This window comes from Variovorax sp. 01T432 (assembly GCF_056398605.1).
Window position 1 is genome coordinate 1 of sequence record NZ_JBFTPS010000049.1, and the last position, 17,437, is coordinate 17,437.

20 protein-coding genes and 1 tRNA gene are annotated in these 17,437 nt (G+C 69.7%); 7 read left to right on the forward strand and 14 right to left on the reverse strand.

From position 1 onward, the window contains the following. Positions 1-438 precede the first annotated feature (438 nt). The 3 genes from AC1DNF_RS27640 to AC1DNF_RS27650 are packed head-to-tail and all read left to right on the forward strand — an operon-like array spanning position 439 to position 1,245. Positions 439-564, forward strand: a complete 126-nt coding sequence (locus tag AC1DNF_RS27640; protein ID WP_478151850.1) for a hypothetical protein — start codon at positions 439-441, stop codon at positions 562-564. A 53-nt stretch (positions 565-617) separates the two neighbouring features. Continuing rightward, on the forward strand, positions 618-698 hold the full coding sequence (locus tag AC1DNF_RS27645) for a glycine zipper domain-containing protein (RefSeq protein WP_478151896.1): 81 nt from the start codon (positions 618-620) through the stop codon (positions 696-698). 34 nt (positions 699-732) lie between these two features. Next, entirely contained in the window at positions 733-1,245 is a 513-nt protein-coding gene (locus AC1DNF_RS27650) for a hypothetical protein (RefSeq protein WP_478151851.1), read from the forward strand. A gap of 66 nt (positions 1,246-1,311) precedes the next feature. Here AC1DNF_RS27650 and AC1DNF_RS27655 read toward each other — a convergent pair whose 3' ends face one another. From AC1DNF_RS27655 to AC1DNF_RS27690, 8 genes are all read right to left on the reverse strand, one after another. Further along, positions 1,312-1,506 (reverse strand): DUF6064 family protein, encoded by a 195-nt coding sequence (locus tag AC1DNF_RS27655; protein ID WP_478151852.1) that lies wholly within the window; start codon positions 1,504-1,506, stop codon positions 1,312-1,314. 6 nt (positions 1,507-1,512) lie between these two features. After that, on the reverse strand, positions 1,513-2,310 hold the full coding sequence (locus tag AC1DNF_RS27660; protein ID WP_478151853.1) for a citryl-CoA lyase: 798 nt from the start codon (positions 2,308-2,310) through the stop codon (positions 1,513-1,515). 9 nt (positions 2,311-2,319) lie between these two features. Beyond that, positions 2,320-3,057 (reverse strand): SDR family oxidoreductase, encoded by a 738-nt coding sequence (locus tag AC1DNF_RS27665; RefSeq protein WP_478151854.1) that lies wholly within the window; start codon positions 3,055-3,057, stop codon positions 2,320-2,322. Then, positions 3,054-4,574: a class I adenylate-forming enzyme family protein gene (locus AC1DNF_RS27670; RefSeq protein WP_478151855.1), complete on the reverse strand. Its 1,521-nt coding sequence runs from the start codon at positions 4,572-4,574 to the stop codon at positions 3,054-3,056. Before AC1DNF_RS27670 ends, AC1DNF_RS27665 begins: the two co-directional genes overlap by 4 nt. 34 nt (positions 4,575-4,608) lie before the next feature. Next, a complete protein-coding gene (locus tag AC1DNF_RS27675; RefSeq protein WP_478151856.1) occupies positions 4,609-5,580 on the reverse strand; it encodes a Bug family tripartite tricarboxylate transporter substrate binding protein in 972 nt (323 codons plus the stop codon). 40 nt (positions 5,581-5,620) lie between these two features. Then, on the reverse strand, positions 5,621-6,457 hold the full coding sequence (locus tag AC1DNF_RS27680; protein WP_478151857.1) for an SDR family NAD(P)-dependent oxidoreductase: 837 nt from the start codon (positions 6,455-6,457) through the stop codon (positions 5,621-5,623). Between the two features lie 157 nt (positions 6,458-6,614). Then, positions 6,615-7,097, reverse strand: a complete 483-nt coding sequence (locus AC1DNF_RS27685) for an adenosine-specific kinase (RefSeq protein ID WP_478151858.1) — start codon at positions 7,095-7,097, stop codon at positions 6,615-6,617. Positions 7,098-7,128: 31 nt separating this feature from the next. After that, a complete protein-coding gene (locus AC1DNF_RS27690; protein WP_478151859.1) occupies positions 7,129-7,323 on the reverse strand; it encodes a DUF6494 family protein in 195 nt (64 codons plus the stop codon). Positions 7,324-7,461: 138 nt separating this feature from the next. Here AC1DNF_RS27690 and AC1DNF_RS27695 point away from each other — a divergent pair, with 138 nt between their 5' ends. Beyond that, complete coding sequence (locus AC1DNF_RS27695) at positions 7,462-8,310, forward strand: PA4780 family RIO1-like protein kinase (RefSeq protein WP_478151860.1); 849 nt, start codon at positions 7,462-7,464, stop codon at positions 8,308-8,310. On the opposite strand, the gene AC1DNF_RS27700 is transcribed toward AC1DNF_RS27695, so the two are convergent. From AC1DNF_RS27700 to AC1DNF_RS27715, 4 genes are all read right to left on the reverse strand, one after another. Beyond that, positions 8,285-9,541 (reverse strand): cation:proton antiporter, encoded by a 1,257-nt coding sequence (locus AC1DNF_RS27700; protein WP_478151861.1) that lies wholly within the window; start codon positions 9,539-9,541, stop codon positions 8,285-8,287. The two genes, AC1DNF_RS27695 and AC1DNF_RS27700, sit on opposite strands and share 26 nt — an antisense overlap. 31 nt (positions 9,542-9,572) lie before the next feature. Then, positions 9,573-9,648, reverse strand: a tRNA-Gly gene (locus tag AC1DNF_RS27705). Between the two features lie 389 nt (positions 9,649-10,037). Beyond that, the gene (locus AC1DNF_RS27710; protein ID WP_478151862.1) at positions 10,038-10,835 is read right to left on the reverse strand and encodes a transporter; all 798 of its coding nucleotides are present in this window, start codon (positions 10,833-10,835) and stop codon (positions 10,038-10,040) included. A gap of 70 nt (positions 10,836-10,905) precedes the next feature. After that, positions 10,906-11,730 carry a class I SAM-dependent methyltransferase gene (locus AC1DNF_RS27715; protein WP_478151863.1) on the reverse strand — a complete coding sequence of 275 codons (825 nt, stop codon included), beginning with the start codon at positions 11,728-11,730 and terminating at the stop codon, positions 10,906-10,908. A gap of 98 nt (positions 11,731-11,828) precedes the next feature. Between AC1DNF_RS27715 and bla the strand changes: the two genes are divergently transcribed. Continuing rightward, positions 11,829-12,695 carry a class A beta-lactamase gene (bla, locus tag AC1DNF_RS27720; RefSeq protein WP_478151864.1) on the forward strand — a complete coding sequence of 289 codons (867 nt, stop codon included), beginning with the start codon at positions 11,829-11,831 and terminating at the stop codon, positions 12,693-12,695. Here bla and AC1DNF_RS27725 read toward each other — a convergent pair. Next, the gene (locus AC1DNF_RS27725) at positions 12,692-13,420 is read right to left on the reverse strand and encodes an SIR2 family NAD-dependent protein deacylase (RefSeq protein WP_478151865.1); all 729 of its coding nucleotides are present in this window, start codon (positions 13,418-13,420) and stop codon (positions 12,692-12,694) included. The genes bla and AC1DNF_RS27725 overlap by 4 nt on opposite strands. Before the next feature lie 35 nt (positions 13,421-13,455). Between AC1DNF_RS27725 and AC1DNF_RS27730 the strand changes: the two genes are divergently transcribed. Beyond that, positions 13,456-15,546: a fused MFS/spermidine synthase gene (locus tag AC1DNF_RS27730; protein ID WP_478151866.1), complete on the forward strand. Its 2,091-nt coding sequence runs from the start codon at positions 13,456-13,458 to the stop codon at positions 15,544-15,546. A 12-nt stretch (positions 15,547-15,558) separates the two neighbouring features. Here the strand turns inward: AC1DNF_RS27730 and AC1DNF_RS27735 are convergent, their stop codons facing one another. Next, positions 15,559-15,747, reverse strand: a complete 189-nt coding sequence (locus AC1DNF_RS27735) for a DUF2970 domain-containing protein (RefSeq protein WP_478151867.1) — start codon at positions 15,745-15,747, stop codon at positions 15,559-15,561. A gap of 253 nt (positions 15,748-16,000) precedes the next feature. On the opposite strand from AC1DNF_RS27735, the gene AC1DNF_RS27740 reads away from it, so the two are divergent. Further along, positions 16,001-17,437 carry an MFS transporter gene (locus tag AC1DNF_RS27740; protein WP_478151868.1) on the forward strand — a complete coding sequence of 479 codons (1,437 nt, stop codon included), beginning with the start codon at positions 16,001-16,003 and terminating at the stop codon, positions 17,435-17,437.

A 17,437-nucleotide genomic window follows, 5' to 3' on the forward strand; every position in this document is an offset into this window, starting at 1 on the left:
CCGGGGCCGGGGATCTCGGCGCTGACGAGGTACTCCTTGTCGTTCTCGCTGACGTCCACGCGGATGTCCGCGGGCAGCTTGACATCGTCGGCCAGCGACAGCGGACGAGACCAGCGGCGCAGCATTTCGGGGAAGAGGTTTTCGATGCGGTCGAAGGGAGTCAATGCGTTCATGAGTTTCTCCAGGGTGGTTGGGACTTGGCATCGCACCGCGGTTCGCCGCGAATGAAGGCGCGACCCAGCACGATCGCTTCAGTCTAGAAGTGCACGGCGCACGCGTATTGCGCTCGATCAAGGTCGAGGGTGATGGACACCCGGCGCGGCCCGTCCCGCGGGCACCGCCCTTGTTGACATGCATCAAGGCGCTCGCGTCCGCCCGGCCTACGATGAACTTCCACGCACCGACGGTGCGGTGCTCGATGCAACGAAAGGAATCTCCATGGACACGCCCAGCGCAGACACGGCAGCGGACGAAGCAACGAGGCGCGCGGCCGCCTGCTGCGGCGCGGCTTGCGACAACTTTCTCGACGGCATGAAGAAGTTCGCGCCCGGCGGGATGGGCTGAAGTCGGATGCCCTGCTCAAGGCGCGCAGTGCCGCGCGGACGACCGGGGAGGCGGTGCAGCACCATCCCTTCAGCGCCATCGGTATCGCGGCGCTCGCGGGCCTGGTCCTCGGATTCATGGCCTCGCGGCGCTGACATCGGCGCGGAAGCGCGCCACGGAGGGGTCACCATGAGACCACGGATACTCATCGCGGGGCTTGCGGCCGCAGCCCTGTTCTCGCCACTGCCATCGATGGCGCAGGCACCCGCCAAGGGTGCCCAGGCGCAGACGGCGCCGGACCTGCAGGCCTTCGACAGGCAGCTGGCCGAGGCGCAGGCACAGATGCGGAAGATGCAGGAGCAGATGGAGCACATCCGCCAGACGCAAGACCCTCAGGAACGACAGCGCCTGCTGCAGGAGCACTGGACCACGATGCAGTCCGCCATGGCGACGATGCGCGGCATGTGGGGTCCGGGCATGATGGGCGGCCCCGGCGGGATGCACGGCCGGGGGATGATGGGGGGCCGGGGAATGATGGGCTGGCGCGGCATGCACTCCGACTATTCCAGGATCACGCCGGAGCAGCTGAAGCAACGCCAGTACATGATGAACCAGTACATGGGCATGCAGCAGATGATGATGGACCAGATGCTCGACAGACAGCAGTGGATGATGCAGCCTCCGGCCGCGCCGCCGAAGTAGCCGTTGCGGCGGCTTCTCAACGGGCCTTCGACGACGCTTCGTGCCCAGGCTGCGGATGGCTCCGCATCATGAGCGCCGGGCCGCGACCAGGAACAGCGCGCCGAACACCCGGGCGGCGGGATTGACGGCGGCGAAGAACGCGAAGTGATACGCGACCGCCATCCAGGCCCACAGGGCTGCCAGGATGGCGCAGACCCATCGGCCATCGGACGGCCCGGCCGCCAGACAAGCCGCAGGACCACGAGGGCGAGCGCGTTCCATGCGATTTCAGTGCGGCGCCCGTGCCTGCGCGCCGCCAGGCAATTCGTTCCTGTCGTCCTGCGCCAGCACCAGCGACCAGATGTCCTGCCCGATGGGCGCGACGCGCTCCTCCATGACGTGGGCCACCAGCCCCGCGGCGCGGCCGATCAGCGCCAGCCCTCTTCCGAACATCGGGTCCAGTCCCATGTCGGCAAGCACCGCGCCGATGGCGCCCGCGGCGTTGAGCGGAAGTCGGCGCCCGTGCTCGGTTCGCAGCACCTCGGCGACCGCGAGGGCCAGGCGCCAGTGCTTGCCGAAGTATCCATTGCGCTGCGAGACGGCCCGCAGCGCGGGCACGCGCGGATCGCCATCGACATGGATCGGGTGCCCCACGCCCGGAATGCTCTGTCGGGCCGCCTTGGCCGCCCGCAGCAGTTCGCGCGCGCAGGCGGTGACGGCCTCGTCGCTCGAATCGGCCGCCAGCGCCGCGCCGTGGCGGGTCCACAGTTCGGCCGCGTTCTGCACGGTGCCGAGGAAGTGGCTGCCCGCCCCCAGCAAGCCGGCCGCCACGGCGCCCTGCAGCGATTCCGGCGCGCCCAGGTAGGTGAGCCGGCTGCTGATCGCGCTGGGGGTCATGCCGTGGTCCGCCGCCGTGACCAGCAGCAGGTTGATCATCTCCTTCTCCCGTGCCTGCGGCAGGCGCGCCCAGCTCAGCCAGCAGACCATGTCGACGAAGTCGAACTTCCCCAGGATCTCGCTCGCCAGGTCGAGTCCGCGAACCTGGATGGCCTCGGGTGTGGTGGTGCCGATGTCGGTCTTGATCATGCGTGCCTCCTAGGACGCCAGGCCGACCGTCATGCCGCCGCAGACGTGGAGCACCTGGCCGGTGATGAAGGAGGCCCTGGCGTGCATGAAGCAGTCCACGGCATGCGCCACCTCGGCCGGCTCGCCGAAGCGCTGCACCGGAATGCCCTGGGCGATGCGCCGCGTGCGCGGACTGTCGGCGGGGTTGGCCGCCTTGAAGGCCAGCGTCGCGATCGGCCCCGGCGCCACCGCGTTGACGGTGATCCCCTGCGAGGCGAGTTCGAGCGACCAGGTGCGCGTGAGCGCGTTGAGCGCGCCCTTGCCGGCCGAGTAGCCGCTGCGCAGCTCCTTGCCGAGCGCCGCGCGGCTGGTGATGTTGACGATGCGCCCGTGGCGGGCCGCCCGCATCGCGGGCAGCACGGCCTTCGCGCACTGCAGCGCGGCGCGCGCGATCACCGACAGCTGCAGGTCGAAGTCCTCCAGCGTGGTGTCCTCGATCGACGCGGGGCGGATCGCGGCGACGTTGTTGACCAGCCCCAGGACCGGCCGCTGTGCGCACAGCGCTTCCAGCGCATGGGCCAGCGCGCCGCTGTCGGACATGTCGACCCGGACGAACTCGCCCGCCTCGTTCGAGGGCGGCGGCTGGATGTCGAAGTTGACGACGTTCCATCCGGAGGCCGTGAGCGTCTGGCAGATGCTCAGGCCGATGCCGGAGGAGCCGCCGGTGACGAGCGCGATGCGCGGGGAGGCTGCCGGGTTCGGGTTCATGCCCTGATCCTTTCGATGCGTTGAATGACTTCCTGGCGCGCGTCCTTCTTGGACACCTTGCCGTTCGGCGTGCGTGGAAGCGCGTCGAAGAAGTGGATGGCCTTCGGCGTCTTGACGGCATCGAGCTGCCGCTTGACCCAGGCGATGAGTTCGGCTTCGGTGGCGGCCCCGCCTTCGCGCAGCTGCACGGCGGCGTGCACGGCCTCGCCCCATTTCTCGTCGTCGATGCCGATGACGGCGCAGTCGTACACGGCGGGGTGCTGGCCCAGCGCGTTCTCCACGTCGGTGGGATAGACGTTGAAGCCGCCGGTGATGATCATGTCGCGCACGCGGTCCTTGAGGTACAGGTAGCCGCGTTCGTCGAGGTAGCCGCCGTCGCCGGTGCGCAGCCAGCCGTCGTGGAAGGCCTCGGCCGTCTTCCCGGGCTGGCGCCAGTAGCCCGACATCACGAGATCGCCGCGGACCACCACCTCGCCGCTCTCGCCCGGCGCGAGCAGGCGGCCTTCGGCGTCCATGATGGCGATGTCGGTGAGAAGCGCGGCGCGCCCCACCGACTGCAGGTTGCGCGGGTCCAGCGCCTCTTCGGCCGGCATGTACGAGATGATGGCCGGCGCCTCCGTCTGGCCGTAGCCGGTCTCGACGTGGCCGAAGACCTGTTGCGCCTCGACGATCTTGTCGGCACGCATGGGCGCGGCGGCATAGACGAAATGGCGCAGGGCGCTCCAGTCGCGCTGCCGCGCGGTCTCGTCTTCCAGCAGGCTGTAGATGAGCGTGGGCGGCATGAAGACAGCGGTGACGCGCTCGCGCTCGAGCTGGTCGAGCACCTCGCGCGCCCGGGTCGAACTCGGCAGGAGGATGGTGCCGCCACTGCCCAGCACGGGCAGCAGGAAGGTCGAGGTGCCGTGCGTGATGGAGGCCACCGCCAGGTAGCGCTCGTGCGCGTCGAGCCGCATCGCCTGCACGAGCGAGACGATGGTGGTGTTCCATGCGCGGTAGCTCTGCATGACGCCCTTGGGCGCACCCGTGGTGCCCCCCGTGAACTTGATGGCCTGGGTTTCGCCCAGGTCGTGGCGGATGGGCGCCGGAAGGCGGCCGCGGTAGCGGGAGATCAGGCCGCCGAGTTCGCAGGCGCCGTCGCCGGTCGCGGGCACATAGCGAAGCAGCGGCGCGGCCGAGCCCTCGACCTTGGCTTCCATGCCCGCCTCCACGATGACCAGCGCGGCCTCCGTGAATTCGACGATGCGGCTGAGCTCCTGCCGGCCGGCGCGCGGATTGAGCGGCACCCAGATGCGGCCGGCCAGCAGCGTCGCGAACAGGGCAATCACGTGCGCGATGTGATTGCCACCGCAGATCGCGATCCGGCCGCGAGGGTCCGGCACGCGCGCCTGGAAGGCCGCCGCGAGCGCCTGCGTCCGGGCCACCAGTTCCGCGTAGGTGATGCTGCCTTCGGGCCCGGAGACGGCCACCTTGTCGGGATGACGCAGCGCGCTGCGCAGCAGGAAATCTATCGGTCGCATGCGGGAACTCCTGATCTCGGAAAGACGCGCGCCTTCATTCGGCCTTGGCGCCCGAGACCTTCACGATCTCCGCCCACTTGTCGTACTCCTTCGCCACGAAGGCCGCGAAGTCGCGCTGGCTCATGGGCTGCACTTCGGCGCCGAGCTCGCGGTAGCGCAGCTGGACCTTGTCGCTTTGCAGTCCCTTGGCGATCACGTCATGCAGGCGTTGCACGATCGGCGCGGGCGTTCCGGCCGGCACGAAGATGCCGCTCCACGCGATCGACTCATAGCCGCGCACACCGGCCTCCGCCATCGTCGGCACGTCGGGCAGCAGCGCAGACCGCGTCGATCCCGTCACCGCCAGCGGGCGCAGCGAGCCCTTGGCGATGTGGGGCAGCGAGGTCGGCAGGTTGTCGAACATCAGGTTGATCTGGCCGCCCATGAGGTCGGTAAGCGCCGCCGCGCCGCCCCGGTAAGGCACGTGCAGGATGCTCACGTGCGCGAGATGCTTGTAGAGCTCGCCCGACAGGTGGATGCTGCTGCCGTTGCCGGACGATCCCATGCTCAGCTGGCCCGGCTTGCTTTTGGCCAGCGCCGTGAGTTCGGCCACCGACTTCGCCGGCACCGAGGGATTGACGACCAGCACGTTCGGCAGCGAGCCCACCATGGCGACCGCGGTGAAGGCCTTGCGCGTGTCGTAGGGCAGGTTGCCGTAGAGCGTCGGATTGATGGCGTTGGTGCCGATCGTGCCCAGCAGGAGGGTATAGCCGTCCGGGGCCGCGTTGACGACTTCGCGCGTGCCGATGTTGCCTCCGGCGCCGGGACGGTTGTCGACGATGACGGGCTGGCCCAGCGCCTGCGCCAGTTCGGCCCCGACCAGGCGTGCGAAGAGGTCGGCGGCGCCCCCGGGCGGAAAGGGCGCCACGAGCCGGAGGGGCCTGGCCGGCCAGGTCGGCGCCTGCGCCCAGGATGCCGAGGCGCAGAGCGTCAAGGCGGCGGCCGCGAGGAAGGTTCGCTTGTTCAAATGAATGTCTCCTGGAGATGAAGTCGAATTCGCGGCCCGGTCAGGCGTGGGCCGACGGTGCGCGCGAGATGCCGTGGCCCAGTCCGCCATCGACGGGCAGGTCCACAGCGTTGATGTAGGCCGCTTCGCGCGAGAGCAGGAAGCTCACGGCATGGGCGATGTCCCATGCCGTCCCCTGGCGGCCGAAGGGCAGCGCCCCGCTGGCCCGCCCGGGACGGGCCGCGCTCGCGGCGCGCCCCATGGGCGTGTCCACCAGTCCCGCCCTCACGACATTGGCGCGGATGTCCCTGGCATGGCCGTCGAGCGCGACCGCGCGGCACAGGGCCGAGAGCGCGGCCTTCGATGCCTCGTAGGCCGGGTTGCGCCCGAGCGGCAGTTGCGCGGCCAGCGATGAGACGAAGACGATCGCGCCGCCCGCGTCCATGACCGGCAGCGCCGCCTGCGCGCAGAGCATGTGGCCGCGAAGGTTGACGTCGAAGATCGCGTCCCAGCTCTGCGGCGTGATGTCCGCGAGGGGGCGGCGGTCGCTGATGCCCGCGTTGAGAACGAGCCCCTGGAGGGGTCGCCCGCTGCACGCGATGCCGTCGAACAGGGCGCGCACCTCGGCCGGCCGCGCGATGTCGGCCTGCAGGGCCTCGGCCTCGCCGCCTTCCGCCTCGATCGCGGCCACCGTCAGGGCCGCGGCGTCGAGGCTGCGGTCGGCGCACAGCACGCGGGCGCCGCGCCGCGCCAGCGCAAGGCAGATCGCGCGGCCATTGCCGACCAGATCCGGATCTTCGTGAAGGGCCTGGCCGCCGCCGACCACCAGCACGGAAGCAGCGCGGATCGCGGTACCGCCCGCAGCGGTGGTCGCCTCGGAATGTGTAAACGATTTCATGTTCGACCCAAGGCTAACAGTGGGTCAACTTGAGCCGCAACTCATGGAACGTTTACATAAGGGAAATCCATGAGCGCATCGGTTTCGACCGGGAGCGCCGGACCGAGGTCGGCTTCGACGGCGGCCGTTCAGCCGTGGCCGCCTTCGGCGGGGGCGCTCAGAGCTTGTAGCCGAACTGGCGCAGCATCTTCTTGCGCGCCTGGACATCCGGTTCGGTCTCGATCCCCTTGCTGGTGGCGCCATCGACCACGCCGAGAATGCCTCGCCCGGTGCCCGTGTCGGCCACGATGACCTCCACCGCGTTGGCCGTCGCGCAGAAGATGCCGCAAACCTCGGGCACCGCCTTGATGGCGTTCAGGATGTTGACCGGAAAGCCGCCGGTCATGAAGACGATGAAGCAATGGCCGCAGCCGAGCGCCAGCGCGTTCTTCTGCGCCAGCTCGATGAGATCCGGGTCGTTCCCCGTCCGGCGGACCAGGGCAGGCCCGCTCGCCTCGCAGAAGGCGACGCCGAACTTCATCTGGGGCACGGTCTGCACGACCGCCTCATGCAGGTCCTCGATCGTCTTGATGAAGTGCGCCTGGCCGAGGATGAAGTCGAGGTCGGCCGGCTTGTCGATCGGGACGGTCGTCAGTTCCATGACTTTCTCCTTTGCGCCGCGCCCCGCAAGCTCACCGCAGCTTGATGTCGCCGTCGAACCTGACCTTGAGCCCTAGTTCCGGAATCTCCAGGGTCATGGTGGCGGCCAGCGTCTCGGTGCCGGCGCCGGCCGCCCGCGCCACCGCCTGCTCGATCTCGCGCTGCGAGTTGACGCCGACCATCTTGAGAAACTTGCGAATGCTGAGATTGAGTGTCTCGTCGTCCATCGGAGCCTCCTGCTGGGTGGTGCCGGGGCGATCCGCGCGAATGCCGCATCCCGGTGGCGCATGATCCTCCATCTGTTCGAACAACGAAACCCATCCGATCGGGAGAAATCAAGTGAGCGCTTTTGGAGATACGGCCCGATGAAGGCGCCCCAGCGACTGCAATCGCTCGTCGACGAAGGCCTGGTCGACACCGTGGTGCGCCAGCTGATGAGCGGCAAGGAGGCGATGGTCTACGTTGTGCGCTGCGGCGACGAGACGCGCTGCGCCAAGGTCTACAAGGAAGCGGAGAAGCGCAGCTTCCGCCAGGCGGTCGACTACACCGAGAACCGGCGCGTTCGCAACTCGCGCGAGACGCGCGCGATGGCCAAGGGCACGCGCTTCGGGCGCGAGGTGACCGAGGCCGCCTGGCAAAGCGCCGAGGTCGACGCGCTCTATCGCCTCGCCGCCGCCGGCGTGCGCGTGCCGGTGCCCTACAACTTCTGCGACGGGGTGCTGCTGATGGAACTGGTGACCGATGCCGAAGGGGACGCGGCCCCGCGGCTCAACGACGTCGCCTTCACGCCCGAGCAGGCCCGGCTGCACCACGCGACGCTGCTGAAGGAAGTGATGCGCATGCTGTGCGCCGGCATCGTGCATGGCGACCTGTCGGAGTTCAACGTGCTGCTCGCGGCCGACGGGCCGGTGATCATCGACCTGCCGCAGGCGGTGGACGCCGCCGGCAACAACCACGCCAAGCGCATGCTGCTGCGCGACGTCGGCAACCTCAAGACCTTCTTCGGCCAGTTCGCGCCGGAGCTGCTGCGCACCTTCTACGGCGAGGAGATCTGGAATCTCTACGAGCGCGGCGTGCTGCGCCCCGAGTCGCCGCTGACGGGCACCTTCGCGCGCAAGACCGGCCCCGTGGACCTGGGCGATGTCCTGCGCGAGGTGGACGACGCCCGCACCGAGGAAGCCGCGCGCCTCACGCGGCTTCGGGCCCCGAGGTGACCGGCTCGGCCACCTTTGCCCTGCCCGCGAAAAGGGTGATGAGCGGCCCGGTCATCGCCGTGGTCGCCAGCGCCATGACCAGCAGCATGGTGAACAGCTCCGGACCGATCAGGCCGGCGTCCAGGCCGACCTTCATCACGATCAGCTCCATCAATCCGCGCGCGTTCATCAGCGAACCGGTGGCCATGCTGTCTCGCCAGCCGTAGCCGGCCAATCGCGCGCCGGCGGCGCCGCCGAGCACCTTGCCGATGACAGCCACGGCGGTGATCAGCAGCATGGCCCCCAGGCCGGCGCCGGCGAAGGCTCCCGCCGTGCTGCCGAGACCCGCCAGCGCGAAGAAGATGGGCATGAGCACGACGATCGACAGCGGCTCGATGCGCTCGGCCAGTGCATGCAAGAGCTTGTCGTCGCGCGGCAGGCAGATGCCGAACAGGAAGGCGCCGAAGACCGCGTGCAGGTGCAGCCACTCGGTCAGCAGCGCGCAGGCGAGGAGCCCGATCATCAGCGCGGCGAGCACGACGGTGGAAGGTTTCCCCTCCGGCGCGTGCGTGCGCAGGAGCCAGGCATAGCCCGGTTTCAGGACGAAGAAGACCAGGGCGCAAAGCAGCAGCGCGCCGACGCTGGTCTTGAGCAGGCCGGTGTAGCCCTCGCCCGCGCCGACCAGCGCGACCACCAGCGCCAGCAGGATCCATGCGAAGACGTCGACGACGGCGGCCGCGCTGAGCGACAGCTGGCCGAAGTGGGTCCGGGTCATGCCGCGATCCTTCAGGATGCGGGCCATGACGGGGAAGGCGGTGATCGAAAGGGCGGCCGCCATGAAGAGTGCGAAAGGCCAGAAGCCCACGCCGCGCGGCGCGAGCGCCGGATACAGCACCGGCGAAACGGCGAGGCCCAGCCCCAGCGGAACGGCCACGCTCAGCAGCCCGACGAAGCCCGCGGCCCTCACCTGCGCGGCGAGGCCCTGATGCGCACGCAGTTCGAGACCGATCACGAACACGAAGAGGATCAGCCCGATGGTCGACAGCGCCGACAGCCCGCCCAGCGAGGCCGGGGGAAAGAGTTGGGAATGGAAGGCCGGGAACAGCGCGCCGAGCACGACAGGCCCGAGCACGATGCCCGCGGCCATTTCGCCAACCACGCCGGGTTGGCCCAGGTACTGCAATATCCAGCCGCACAGCCGGGCGGTACCGAGGATGACGATGAGTTGCAGCAGGAGCGTGGTCGTGGACATCGAACCGTGTTGCCCCATTCGCCATGAGATATGGAGCGGGAGAAGAGTCTCGAACTCTCGACCTCAACCTTGGCAAGGTTGCGCTCTACCAACTGAGCTACTCCCGCGTTTTAGCGTCCCGGATTATAGGGGGTGTCGCGGGGCGTCCCGGCGCGGGCGCGCCGCTTTACCGCGCGTTTCTGCAATCTCTTTGCCGCAGCTTCGCCTGTTGCTCAGGTGGCGCCAAGAACCCAGGCCTGGATGGATGTCGAGCAGGCACCGCGGGGAAGCATCCGCCGATTGCGGCGAATCTGCAGGCCGACAGCCATGACGCATCCACGATTCGACCGCGCCATCTTCGCGGACGATTTCTCTGGTTCCAGCGCCAACGGGCTGCACTACCACGAACAGAGCCGGGGCTTGTGCGCATTGCCGCGGACGGTCGCTGGCAATCCAGTTCGCGGTCAGCGAGTCGCAGCGTTCGACGAACGCCAGTGTGGACACGGAGGTCCGGCGCCTACCAGAGCCGGGCGAGCGGAAGCACCACGCCGGCAAACAGCGAGTTCGTCGCGGGCCGCGGCCGCATGGCGCGGGCGATGCCCACGTCGAAGGTCAGGCGCTTGCTCGGGCTGAAGGTCAAGGCCGTGAGTACCTGCAGGCCGTTGTCTGCGCCCCTGCGGTGCGTGCCCGAGACTTCGCCGGTCAGGCCCCAATGCTCGGACAGGGCCATCGAGAACGCGGTCGACGCGCCGATCTGCGTGCGCGCGCTGCCCGGGTCGACAAGGCCGAAGCGCGTCGCATTGAGGTTGGCATCCATGTGCACGGGCCCGAGGTCGCGGCTGTAGATGGTGTTGATCGTGTAATCCGCCTTGCCGCTGCCGAGGATGTCGTTGGCGGTCGGCAGCTTCGCGCCGAGTTCAATGCCGAACGCGCTGGCATCGTCGACGACCCAGGCACGCTTGAGCACGACGTTGGTGTCGCCCACGCCTTGCGCGCGGCCCGCGTCGCCCTGCGTCCAGACATGCGCATCGCCACCGAGCAGCACGCCCCATTCGTTGTCGAACGCCAGCTTGAAAAGGTAGGGCAGGCTGCTGCGCCGCGGGTCGCCGCCGGTGGTGCGCAGGCCGCCGAACTCGAACTCCAGCTGTCCCGGAGCGGGCAGCTGCGCGGGGCTGGAGACCGAGGGGCGGTACGGCGTGATCGGCGGGCCCTCGCTGTCGTCGGCGGCGTTCGCCATGGCGGTGAAGCTCATGGCGGCCAGGGCAAGGAGCAGGCCGCCGGCAAGCAGGCGCGGGCGTGGGAGGGCGAGTGTCATGGAGGCGGTGCGCTGAACGAAGAGGCCCCGATTCTGAGGGCTGGCGCGGCGATGGAATGCCGCCCCGTGGTCAATCCGCGCGCCGGGTCGCGACGATGAGCGCCTGGATCTTGCCATCCACCACGCCCTCGCCGAATCGCTCGCGAAGGGCGCGTGCCGCGGCTTCGGTGGCGGCCGCGAGGCCGGTCGCGGCGCGGGCCTCGATCTCGCCGCGCAAGGGCGTGCCCTGGCAGTAGGCCTGCGCGGCCAGGTCGCAAGAGGCCGCCCGGCTGCGCGCCGCGAGCGTCGTGAAGGCGGGCGGCTCGGTGAAGCCGCCCGCGACCAGCTCGCGTTCGATCTGCGCTCGATCGTGATAGCCGTGGGGCGTGCGCGCCATGAAGCGCGGCGGATCGTCCGGGAAGAGACCCGCGAGAGCGGTGGTGACGGTATCGGCGATGTCGTTCTCCTCGATCCGGTCCCAGACACTGAAGAGAAAGCTGCCGCCCGGCGCGAGCACGCGGCGTGCTTCGGCGAAGGCTTTCGCCTTGTCCGGAAAGAACATCACGCCGAACTGGCAGACGACGGCATCGAAGCTCCCGTCCTCCCAGGGCAGTCGCATCGCATCCGCCTGGCGCCACTCGACGGCGCGCGCGGTGCCTCGGGCCGAGGCATGGTCGAGCATGGCCTGGTTCAGGTCGGTCGCGACGATGGCGGTGCGCTCGGGAAGCGCCCGGGCCATGGCGCGCGTCACCACGCCGGTGCCCGCGGCGATCTCGAGCACGCGTTCCGGCGCTAGGGCAGCGAGCCGAAGCGCCAGGTCCTGCGCGTAGGGCTCGAAGATCAGCGGGACCATGTGCGTGTCGTAGAGCTCAGGGATGGACCCGGTGAATTGCCGGTCGGTCTGGGCTTCGTTCATGTTCAGCATCCTTCCCATCGAAAGATTGGACAACCGCCGGGCTCGCCTGTCCAGTCTTGCGAATCGCCGAAAATCGCGCGTTTCCCGGGGAGACCTTCTTGATCAATCGACGTCAGTTCTCGGGCGCGCTGCTCCTTCCCCTGGCCGCCCCGTCGTTCGTCCACGCCGCGCCCGCGCCCGATCTGGCGCGGCAGTTCGCGGCCATCGAGAGCACCAGCGGAGCCCGGCTGGGCGTTTGCGTGCTCGACACGGCGAGCGGCCGGCGTGCCGGTCATCGCGAAGACGAGCGCTTCCCGATGACCAGCACCTTCAAGTTCCTGGCCGGCGCCCTGGTCCTGGCGCGCGTGGACCAGGGCAAGGAGTGGCTGCAGCGCCGCGTGGTCTTCGGCGCCCGTGATCTGGTCGATTACTCCCCGGTCACCGGGAAGCACGTCGACGGCAGCGGCATGACGATGGCCGAGCTCTGCGAAGCGGCGATCACGATGAGCGACAACACGGCCGGCAACCAGTTGCTCGCGAGCTTCGGCGGCCCGAAGGGGCTGACCGCCTATGCGCGCTCGCTGGGCGACAGCAAGACCCGGCTCGACCGCATCGAGACCCAGCTCAACGAGGGGCGTCCGGGTGACCCGCGCGATTCGACGACACCGGCGGCCATGCTCGCCAACATGCGCCGCATCCTGCTGGGCCGCGCCCTGTCGCCCGCGTCGCGCGCCGTGCTGCAGCAATGGCTCGACGACAGCAAGACGGGCGGCGAGCGGATTCGCGCGCGCCTGCCGGCGGACTGGAAGGTCGGCGACAAGACCGGCGGCGGTGGCAACGGCTCCACCAACGACATCGGCATCCTGCGCCCACCCGGGCGGGCGCCGATCCTCCTGACCGTCTATCTGACGGAAAGCGCGGCGCCGGCCGACGCGCGCAATGCGGCGCTGGCATCGGTGGGCGCCGCCGTCGCGGCCTGGGCCTAGCCGGGTCCTTCCAGGCCAGCCACCAGGCGGGGCAGCAGGTCCTCGGCGGGCCCCAGCAGCACCGCGCTGGCCGATGCGTCCAGATGCGAGGTCTCCACGTTGAGGGTGACCAGCCTGCCTCCATTCGCAAGCGCCTCCAGCGGAAGATCCGCGGCAGGATGGACGACGGCGGTGGTCCCCACCACCAGGAAGACATCGGACGCCCGGGCGGCAGTTTGCGCGCTCAGCAGCACGCCCTCGTTCAGCATCTCCCCGAACATCACGACGTCCGGCCGCGCATGGGAGCCGCAGCGCAGGCACCGGTGCAAGGGCCACGGGCCGTGACGGTTGCCACAGTGGTCGCAGCGCCATCGGCGCAGAGACCCGTGAAGCTCCAGCACGTCCAGCCCGCCCGCGATGGACAGGAGGCCGTCCACGTTCTGGGTGATCAGCGTGGTTGCGGGCCGCAGCCTTTGCAGGCGGGCCAGCGCCAGATGGCCCGGGTTCGGCGCGGCCGCTTCGACGGCGCCGAGGCGATGCGCCCAGAAGCGGGTAAAGCCGGCCGGGTCTCGCCGCAGGTCCTCCGCGTGGGAGAACTTCAGCGCGTCGCCGTTCATCCACAAGCCGTCGGCATCGCGGTAGGTCGGGATGCCGGAGGCCTTGGACAAGCCGGCGCCCGAAAGAACGCCGATGCGCCGGGCCGCGCGCATCAGCTCGATGGCCGTTTCAACGGATCCCTTGCTCATGGGCCCGATTCTGTCCCAGACCGCAGAATCCCCGCATGAACCGTCCCTGGGGCCGCGCCGTCGCGATGGCGCTGTGCGCATCGACCATCTCCGTCTCGGCCTTCCTGCTGTTTCTGCTGCAGCCTCTCATCGCGCGCGAGATCCTGCCGTGGTTCGGCGGCTCCGCCGCGGTGTGGACCCTGTGCCTGGTCTTCTTCCAGGGGGTTCTGCTGCTGGGCTATGTCTACGCGGACCGGCTGTCGCGCCTGCCCTTGCGCATGCAGGCACTGGCGCATGCGGCGTTGTTGCTGCTTGCATGCGCGACGCTGCCGGTGATCCCGGAGGCGGCATGGAAGCCGGCCGGCGGCGCCGATCCGGTGCTCGAGGTGCTGGGCGTGCTGGCGGCAACGATCGGCCTGCCCTATCTCGCGGTATGCACCACCGCCCCGCTGCTGCAGAGCTGGGTGGCGCGCATCGAGGCGGCGGACGCGGCGCGGCAGGCGCGGGTCTACCGGCTCTTCGCGCTGTCGAACCTCGCGGCACTGGTGGCACTTGTCGTCTATCCCTTCGTGATCGAGCCCGCCTTCACGCTGCGCGCGCAGGCCATCGGCTGGTCGGCCGGTTTCGGGCTGTTTGCCGTGCTGGCGGTCGCCTCGGCCGGCGCCAGCGGGGCCGTCGCGCGGCGCGATCGCGCCGCCATCACCGCCGCCGTCGACGCGGCGCGCCCGCGCTCGGCCGACGCCGCGCTGTGGCTGCTCCTGTCGGCCCTTGGAACCGTCGCGCTGCTGGCGGTGAGCTCCCACATCACGCAAGACATCGCCTCGGTCCCGCTGCTGTGGATTCTTCCGCTGGTCTTGTACCTGCTGTCCTTCGTGCTGTGCTTCGACAGCGCGTTCTGGTACCGGCGCTGGCTCTTCTGGCCCGCGGTGCTCGCGCTGGCGCCTTGCCTGGGCTGGTATCTGGTCACGCCGCACCGCTCGGTGCCGATCGCCCACGCCGTCGCCCTGTTCTGCCTCGGCCTGTTCGCGATCTGCATGTTCTGCAATGGGGAACTCGCCAAGGCCAGGCCGGGGCCCGCCCATCTCACGCGCTTCTACCTGATGATCGCGCTGGGCGGCGCGCTGGGCGGGGTGTTCGCCGGCGTGCTGGCACCCTGGCTCTTCAGCGGCAACTGGGAGCTTCCCCTGAGCCTCGCGCTGCCGGGCTGGATCGTGCTGTGGCTCGCGCGCGGGCGCCTGAGATCATGGGCCAGGCTTGCCGGGCTGATCGGGGTCATCGGATCGGTCGCGGTCGCCTGGATGACGATCGCCAACACCCAGGGCGGCGAGGACCTGACGCTGATGCGCGCGCGCAATTTCTACGGCACGCTGCGCGTCGAGCAGTTCGGCTCCGACCGCTCGCCCGTCGCTTGGCGGCGGCTCATGAACGGCGCGATCTCGCATGGGCAGCAGGCGCTGGCGCCGCGGAAGCGGGGCCAGCCGGTCAGCTACTACGGCCCGGACACGGGCGCGGGCGTGGTCATGACGGCGCTGCGGCCGGGGCCCAGACGGGTCGGTGTCATCGGCCTGGGCGCGGGTACGCTGGCGGCCTATGGCCGCGCCGGCGACACCGTCCGCTTCTACGAGATCAACCCGCTCGTGATCGAGGCGGCGCGCACGCATTTCTCCTTCCTTGCCGATTCCGCCGCCACGATCGAAGTGGCGCAAGGCGACGCGAGGCTGCTGCTGCAGCGGGAGCTCGACAGCGGCGATTCGCGAGACTTCGACGTCATCGTGGTGGATGCGTTTTCCGGCGACGCCATTCCGGTGCACCTGATGACGCGCGAGGCCCTGGGCATCTACCGCCGGCATCTGCGGCCGGACGGCATCATCGCCTTCCACGTCAGCAACCGCTACCTCGACCTGGCGCCGGTGGTGAAGCGGCTGGCGGACGACGCCGGCATGCAGGCGCGGCTGATCAGCTTCGATCCGCCAATGGGCAGTTTCCTGGAGAGCGCATCGGACTATGTGCTTCTCACGCAAGACGATGCCTGGCTGCAGGACCCGCGCATCCGGCAGCGCGGCAAGCGCATCGATGGCCCGGGCGCGCCGCTGTGGACCGACGACTACAGCAACCTGCTGGCGGCGCTGCGCTGGAAGCTGCCCTGACGAGAGGGCCGCTCAGGTCCCCGCCGCGAACTTCGCCAGGGCGATCAGACCGACCACCAGCAGAAGCACGAGTACCAGCGCGATGGCGATCATCGCCAGCGCGCCGCCTTCATCGACGCGCGAATCGGCATCGGCCTGGCGGCCGCCCAGGCCGATCAGGCCCCAGAGCACGGCACGCAGATAGCGCAGGAATTTGGACATCGCAGCCTCACATCGAGCGGCGCGGTGCATCTGCAGTCCGCGCCAGGGATCCCTGCCCGACTGTGACGCACGACGGCCGAAAAAGACAGCAGCAGCTGTGGCCGGGCGGGGCGAATCAGATCAGATGCGTCTTCGCCCCGCCTGCGCATCGGGCGGCGGCGGCGGGGATTGCGGCGGGCGCCGACGCCCGGCGCGCGATACGGCTATCCTGCGGGCCGGCCCGCGCGCGGCCGGCACTTCCCCGCTCCCTCTCATGACCCCCACCCCCCTCCCAGAGCCCGAACCCGTCTCTCCCCACGGGCGCTGGATCGCCTTCCTCGTGGCCGCCGCCTTCTTCATGGAGAACCTGGACGCGACCGTCATCACCACGGCGGTGCCGGCGATGGCGCAGAGTTTCGGCGTCGCGCCGGTGGCCCTGTCGACCGGCATCAGCGCCTACCTGCTGGCGCTGGCGGTGTTCATTCCCGTCAGCGGCTGGGTGGCCGACCGATTCGGGCCGCGGCCGGTGTTCGCGGGCGCGGTGCTGGTCTTCACGCTGGCGTCCATCGCCTGCGGCTTCGCCCAGAGCCTGCCGATGTTCGTGCTGGCGCGCATCGCGCAGGGCATCGGCGGCGCGTTGATGGTGCCGGTCGGCCGCCTGGTGGTCCTGCGCAGCACGCCCAAGAGCGGCCTGGTCAGGGCGCTGGCCACCATCACCTGGCCCGGGCTGGCCGCGCCGGTTCTCGGCCCGCCGTTGGGCGGCTGGATCGCCAGCACCTGGGGCTGGCACTGGATCTTCTTCCTGAACGTGCCGCTCGGCGCCCTCGCGATCTTCTTCGCGCTGCGCTGGATCGACGGCGCGCCGGGCGGGCGGCGGCCCTTCGACTGGCGCGGCTTCGTGGCGAGCGGCGCCGGCCTGGCCGCGCTGATGTACGGCCTCGACCTGCTGAGCCACGCGCCCATCGACTGGGCATTGGCCGGCGCGATGGCCGCGGCCGGCGCCTGCTCGCTCGGCTATGCGCTGTGGCACATGCGGCACGCGCTGCACCCGCTGCTCGATCTCTCGGTCTTTCGCGTGCGCACCTTTCGCACCTCGGTGCTGGGCGGCTCGCTGTTTCGCATCGCGATCGGCAGCGCGCCCTTCCTGCTGCCACTGATGTTCCAGCTCGCCTTCGGCATGAGCATGGTGGCCTCGGGCTTCCTGATGCTGGCGCTGTTCGCGGGCAACCTCGGGATGAAGGCTGGCACGACCTTCGTTCTTCGCACGCTCGGCTTTCGCGGCACGCTGCTCGTCAACGGATGGGTGGTGGTGCTCGGCTTCGCCGCCTGCATCGCCCTGTCGCCCGGCACGCCGCTCGCGCTGACCGTGGGGGTGATGGTGCTGTGCGGCATGTGCCGCTCCATGCAGTTCACCACCTACGCGACGCTGGGCTTCTGCGACACCACGGCGGCGCAGACCAGCAGCGCGACCACCATGTTCAGCATGTGCCAGCAGATGGGCGCGGGCCTCGGCATCGCCTTCGGCGCCATCGCGCTGCATGTGGCGGAGCGGTTCACCGGCCACGCGGGCACGCCCGGCGTCGCCGATTTCCGCATCGCCTTCGGCCTGGTGACGGTGCTGGCCTTGCTGGCCTTGCTCGATGCGGTGGCACTGCCGCGCGACGCCGGCGCGCGCGTCAGCGGACACCAGGTCGGCGCGGCCGCGCGCTGA

Bases quoted from the DNA above. Each gene is read 5' to 3' on its own strand.
- AC1DNF_RS27730 (WP_478151866.1), top strand. From the start codon at position 13,456: ATGAACCGTCCCTGGGGCCGCGCCGTCGCGATGGCGCTGTGCGCATCG.
- AC1DNF_RS27690 (WP_478151859.1), bottom strand. From the start codon at position 7,323: ATGGACGACGAGACACTCAATCTCAGCATTCGCAAGTTTCTCAAGATG.
- AC1DNF_RS27660 (WP_478151853.1), bottom strand. From the start codon at position 2,310: ATGATCAAGACCGACATCGGCACCACCACACCCGAGGCCATCCAGGTT.
- AC1DNF_RS27655 (WP_478151852.1), bottom strand. From the start codon at position 1,506: ATGGAACGCGCTCGCCCTCGTGGTCCTGCGGCTTGTCTGGCGGCCGGG.
- AC1DNF_RS27700 (WP_478151861.1), bottom strand. From the start codon at position 9,541: ATGTCCACGACCACGCTCCTGCTGCAACTCATCGTCATCCTCGGTACC.
- AC1DNF_RS27670 (WP_478151855.1), bottom strand. From the start codon at position 4,574: ATGCGACCGATAGATTTCCTGCTGCGCAGCGCGCTGCGTCATCCCGAC.
- AC1DNF_RS27680 (WP_478151857.1), bottom strand. From the start codon at position 6,457: ATGAAATCGTTTACACATTCCGAGGCGACCACCGCTGCGGGCGGTACC.
- AC1DNF_RS27725 (WP_478151865.1), bottom strand. From the start codon at position 13,420: ATGAGCAAGGGATCCGTTGAAACGGCCATCGAGCTGATGCGCGCGGCC.
- AC1DNF_RS27710 (WP_478151862.1), bottom strand. From the start codon at position 10,835: ATGACACTCGCCCTCCCACGCCCGCGCCTGCTTGCCGGCGGCCTGCTC.
- AC1DNF_RS27650 (WP_478151851.1), top strand. From the start codon at position 733: ATGAGACCACGGATACTCATCGCGGGGCTTGCGGCCGCAGCCCTGTTC.
- AC1DNF_RS27640 (WP_478151850.1), top strand. From the start codon at position 439: ATGGACACGCCCAGCGCAGACACGGCAGCGGACGAAGCAACGAGGCGC.
- AC1DNF_RS27715 (WP_478151863.1), bottom strand. From the start codon at position 11,730: ATGAACGAAGCCCAGACCGACCGGCAATTCACCGGGTCCATCCCTGAG.
- AC1DNF_RS27665 (WP_478151854.1), bottom strand. From the start codon at position 3,057: ATGAACCCGAACCCGGCAGCCTCCCCGCGCATCGCGCTCGTCACCGGC.
- AC1DNF_RS27740 (WP_478151868.1), top strand. From the start codon at position 16,001: ATGACCCCCACCCCCCTCCCAGAGCCCGAACCCGTCTCTCCCCACGGG.
- AC1DNF_RS27685 (WP_478151858.1), bottom strand. From the start codon at position 7,097: ATGGAACTGACGACCGTCCCGATCGACAAGCCGGCCGACCTCGACTTC.
- AC1DNF_RS27735 (WP_478151867.1), bottom strand. From the start codon at position 15,747: ATGTCCAAATTCCTGCGCTATCTGCGTGCCGTGCTCTGGGGCCTGATC.
- AC1DNF_RS27695 (WP_478151860.1), top strand. From the start codon at position 7,462: ATGAAGGCGCCCCAGCGACTGCAATCGCTCGTCGACGAAGGCCTGGTC.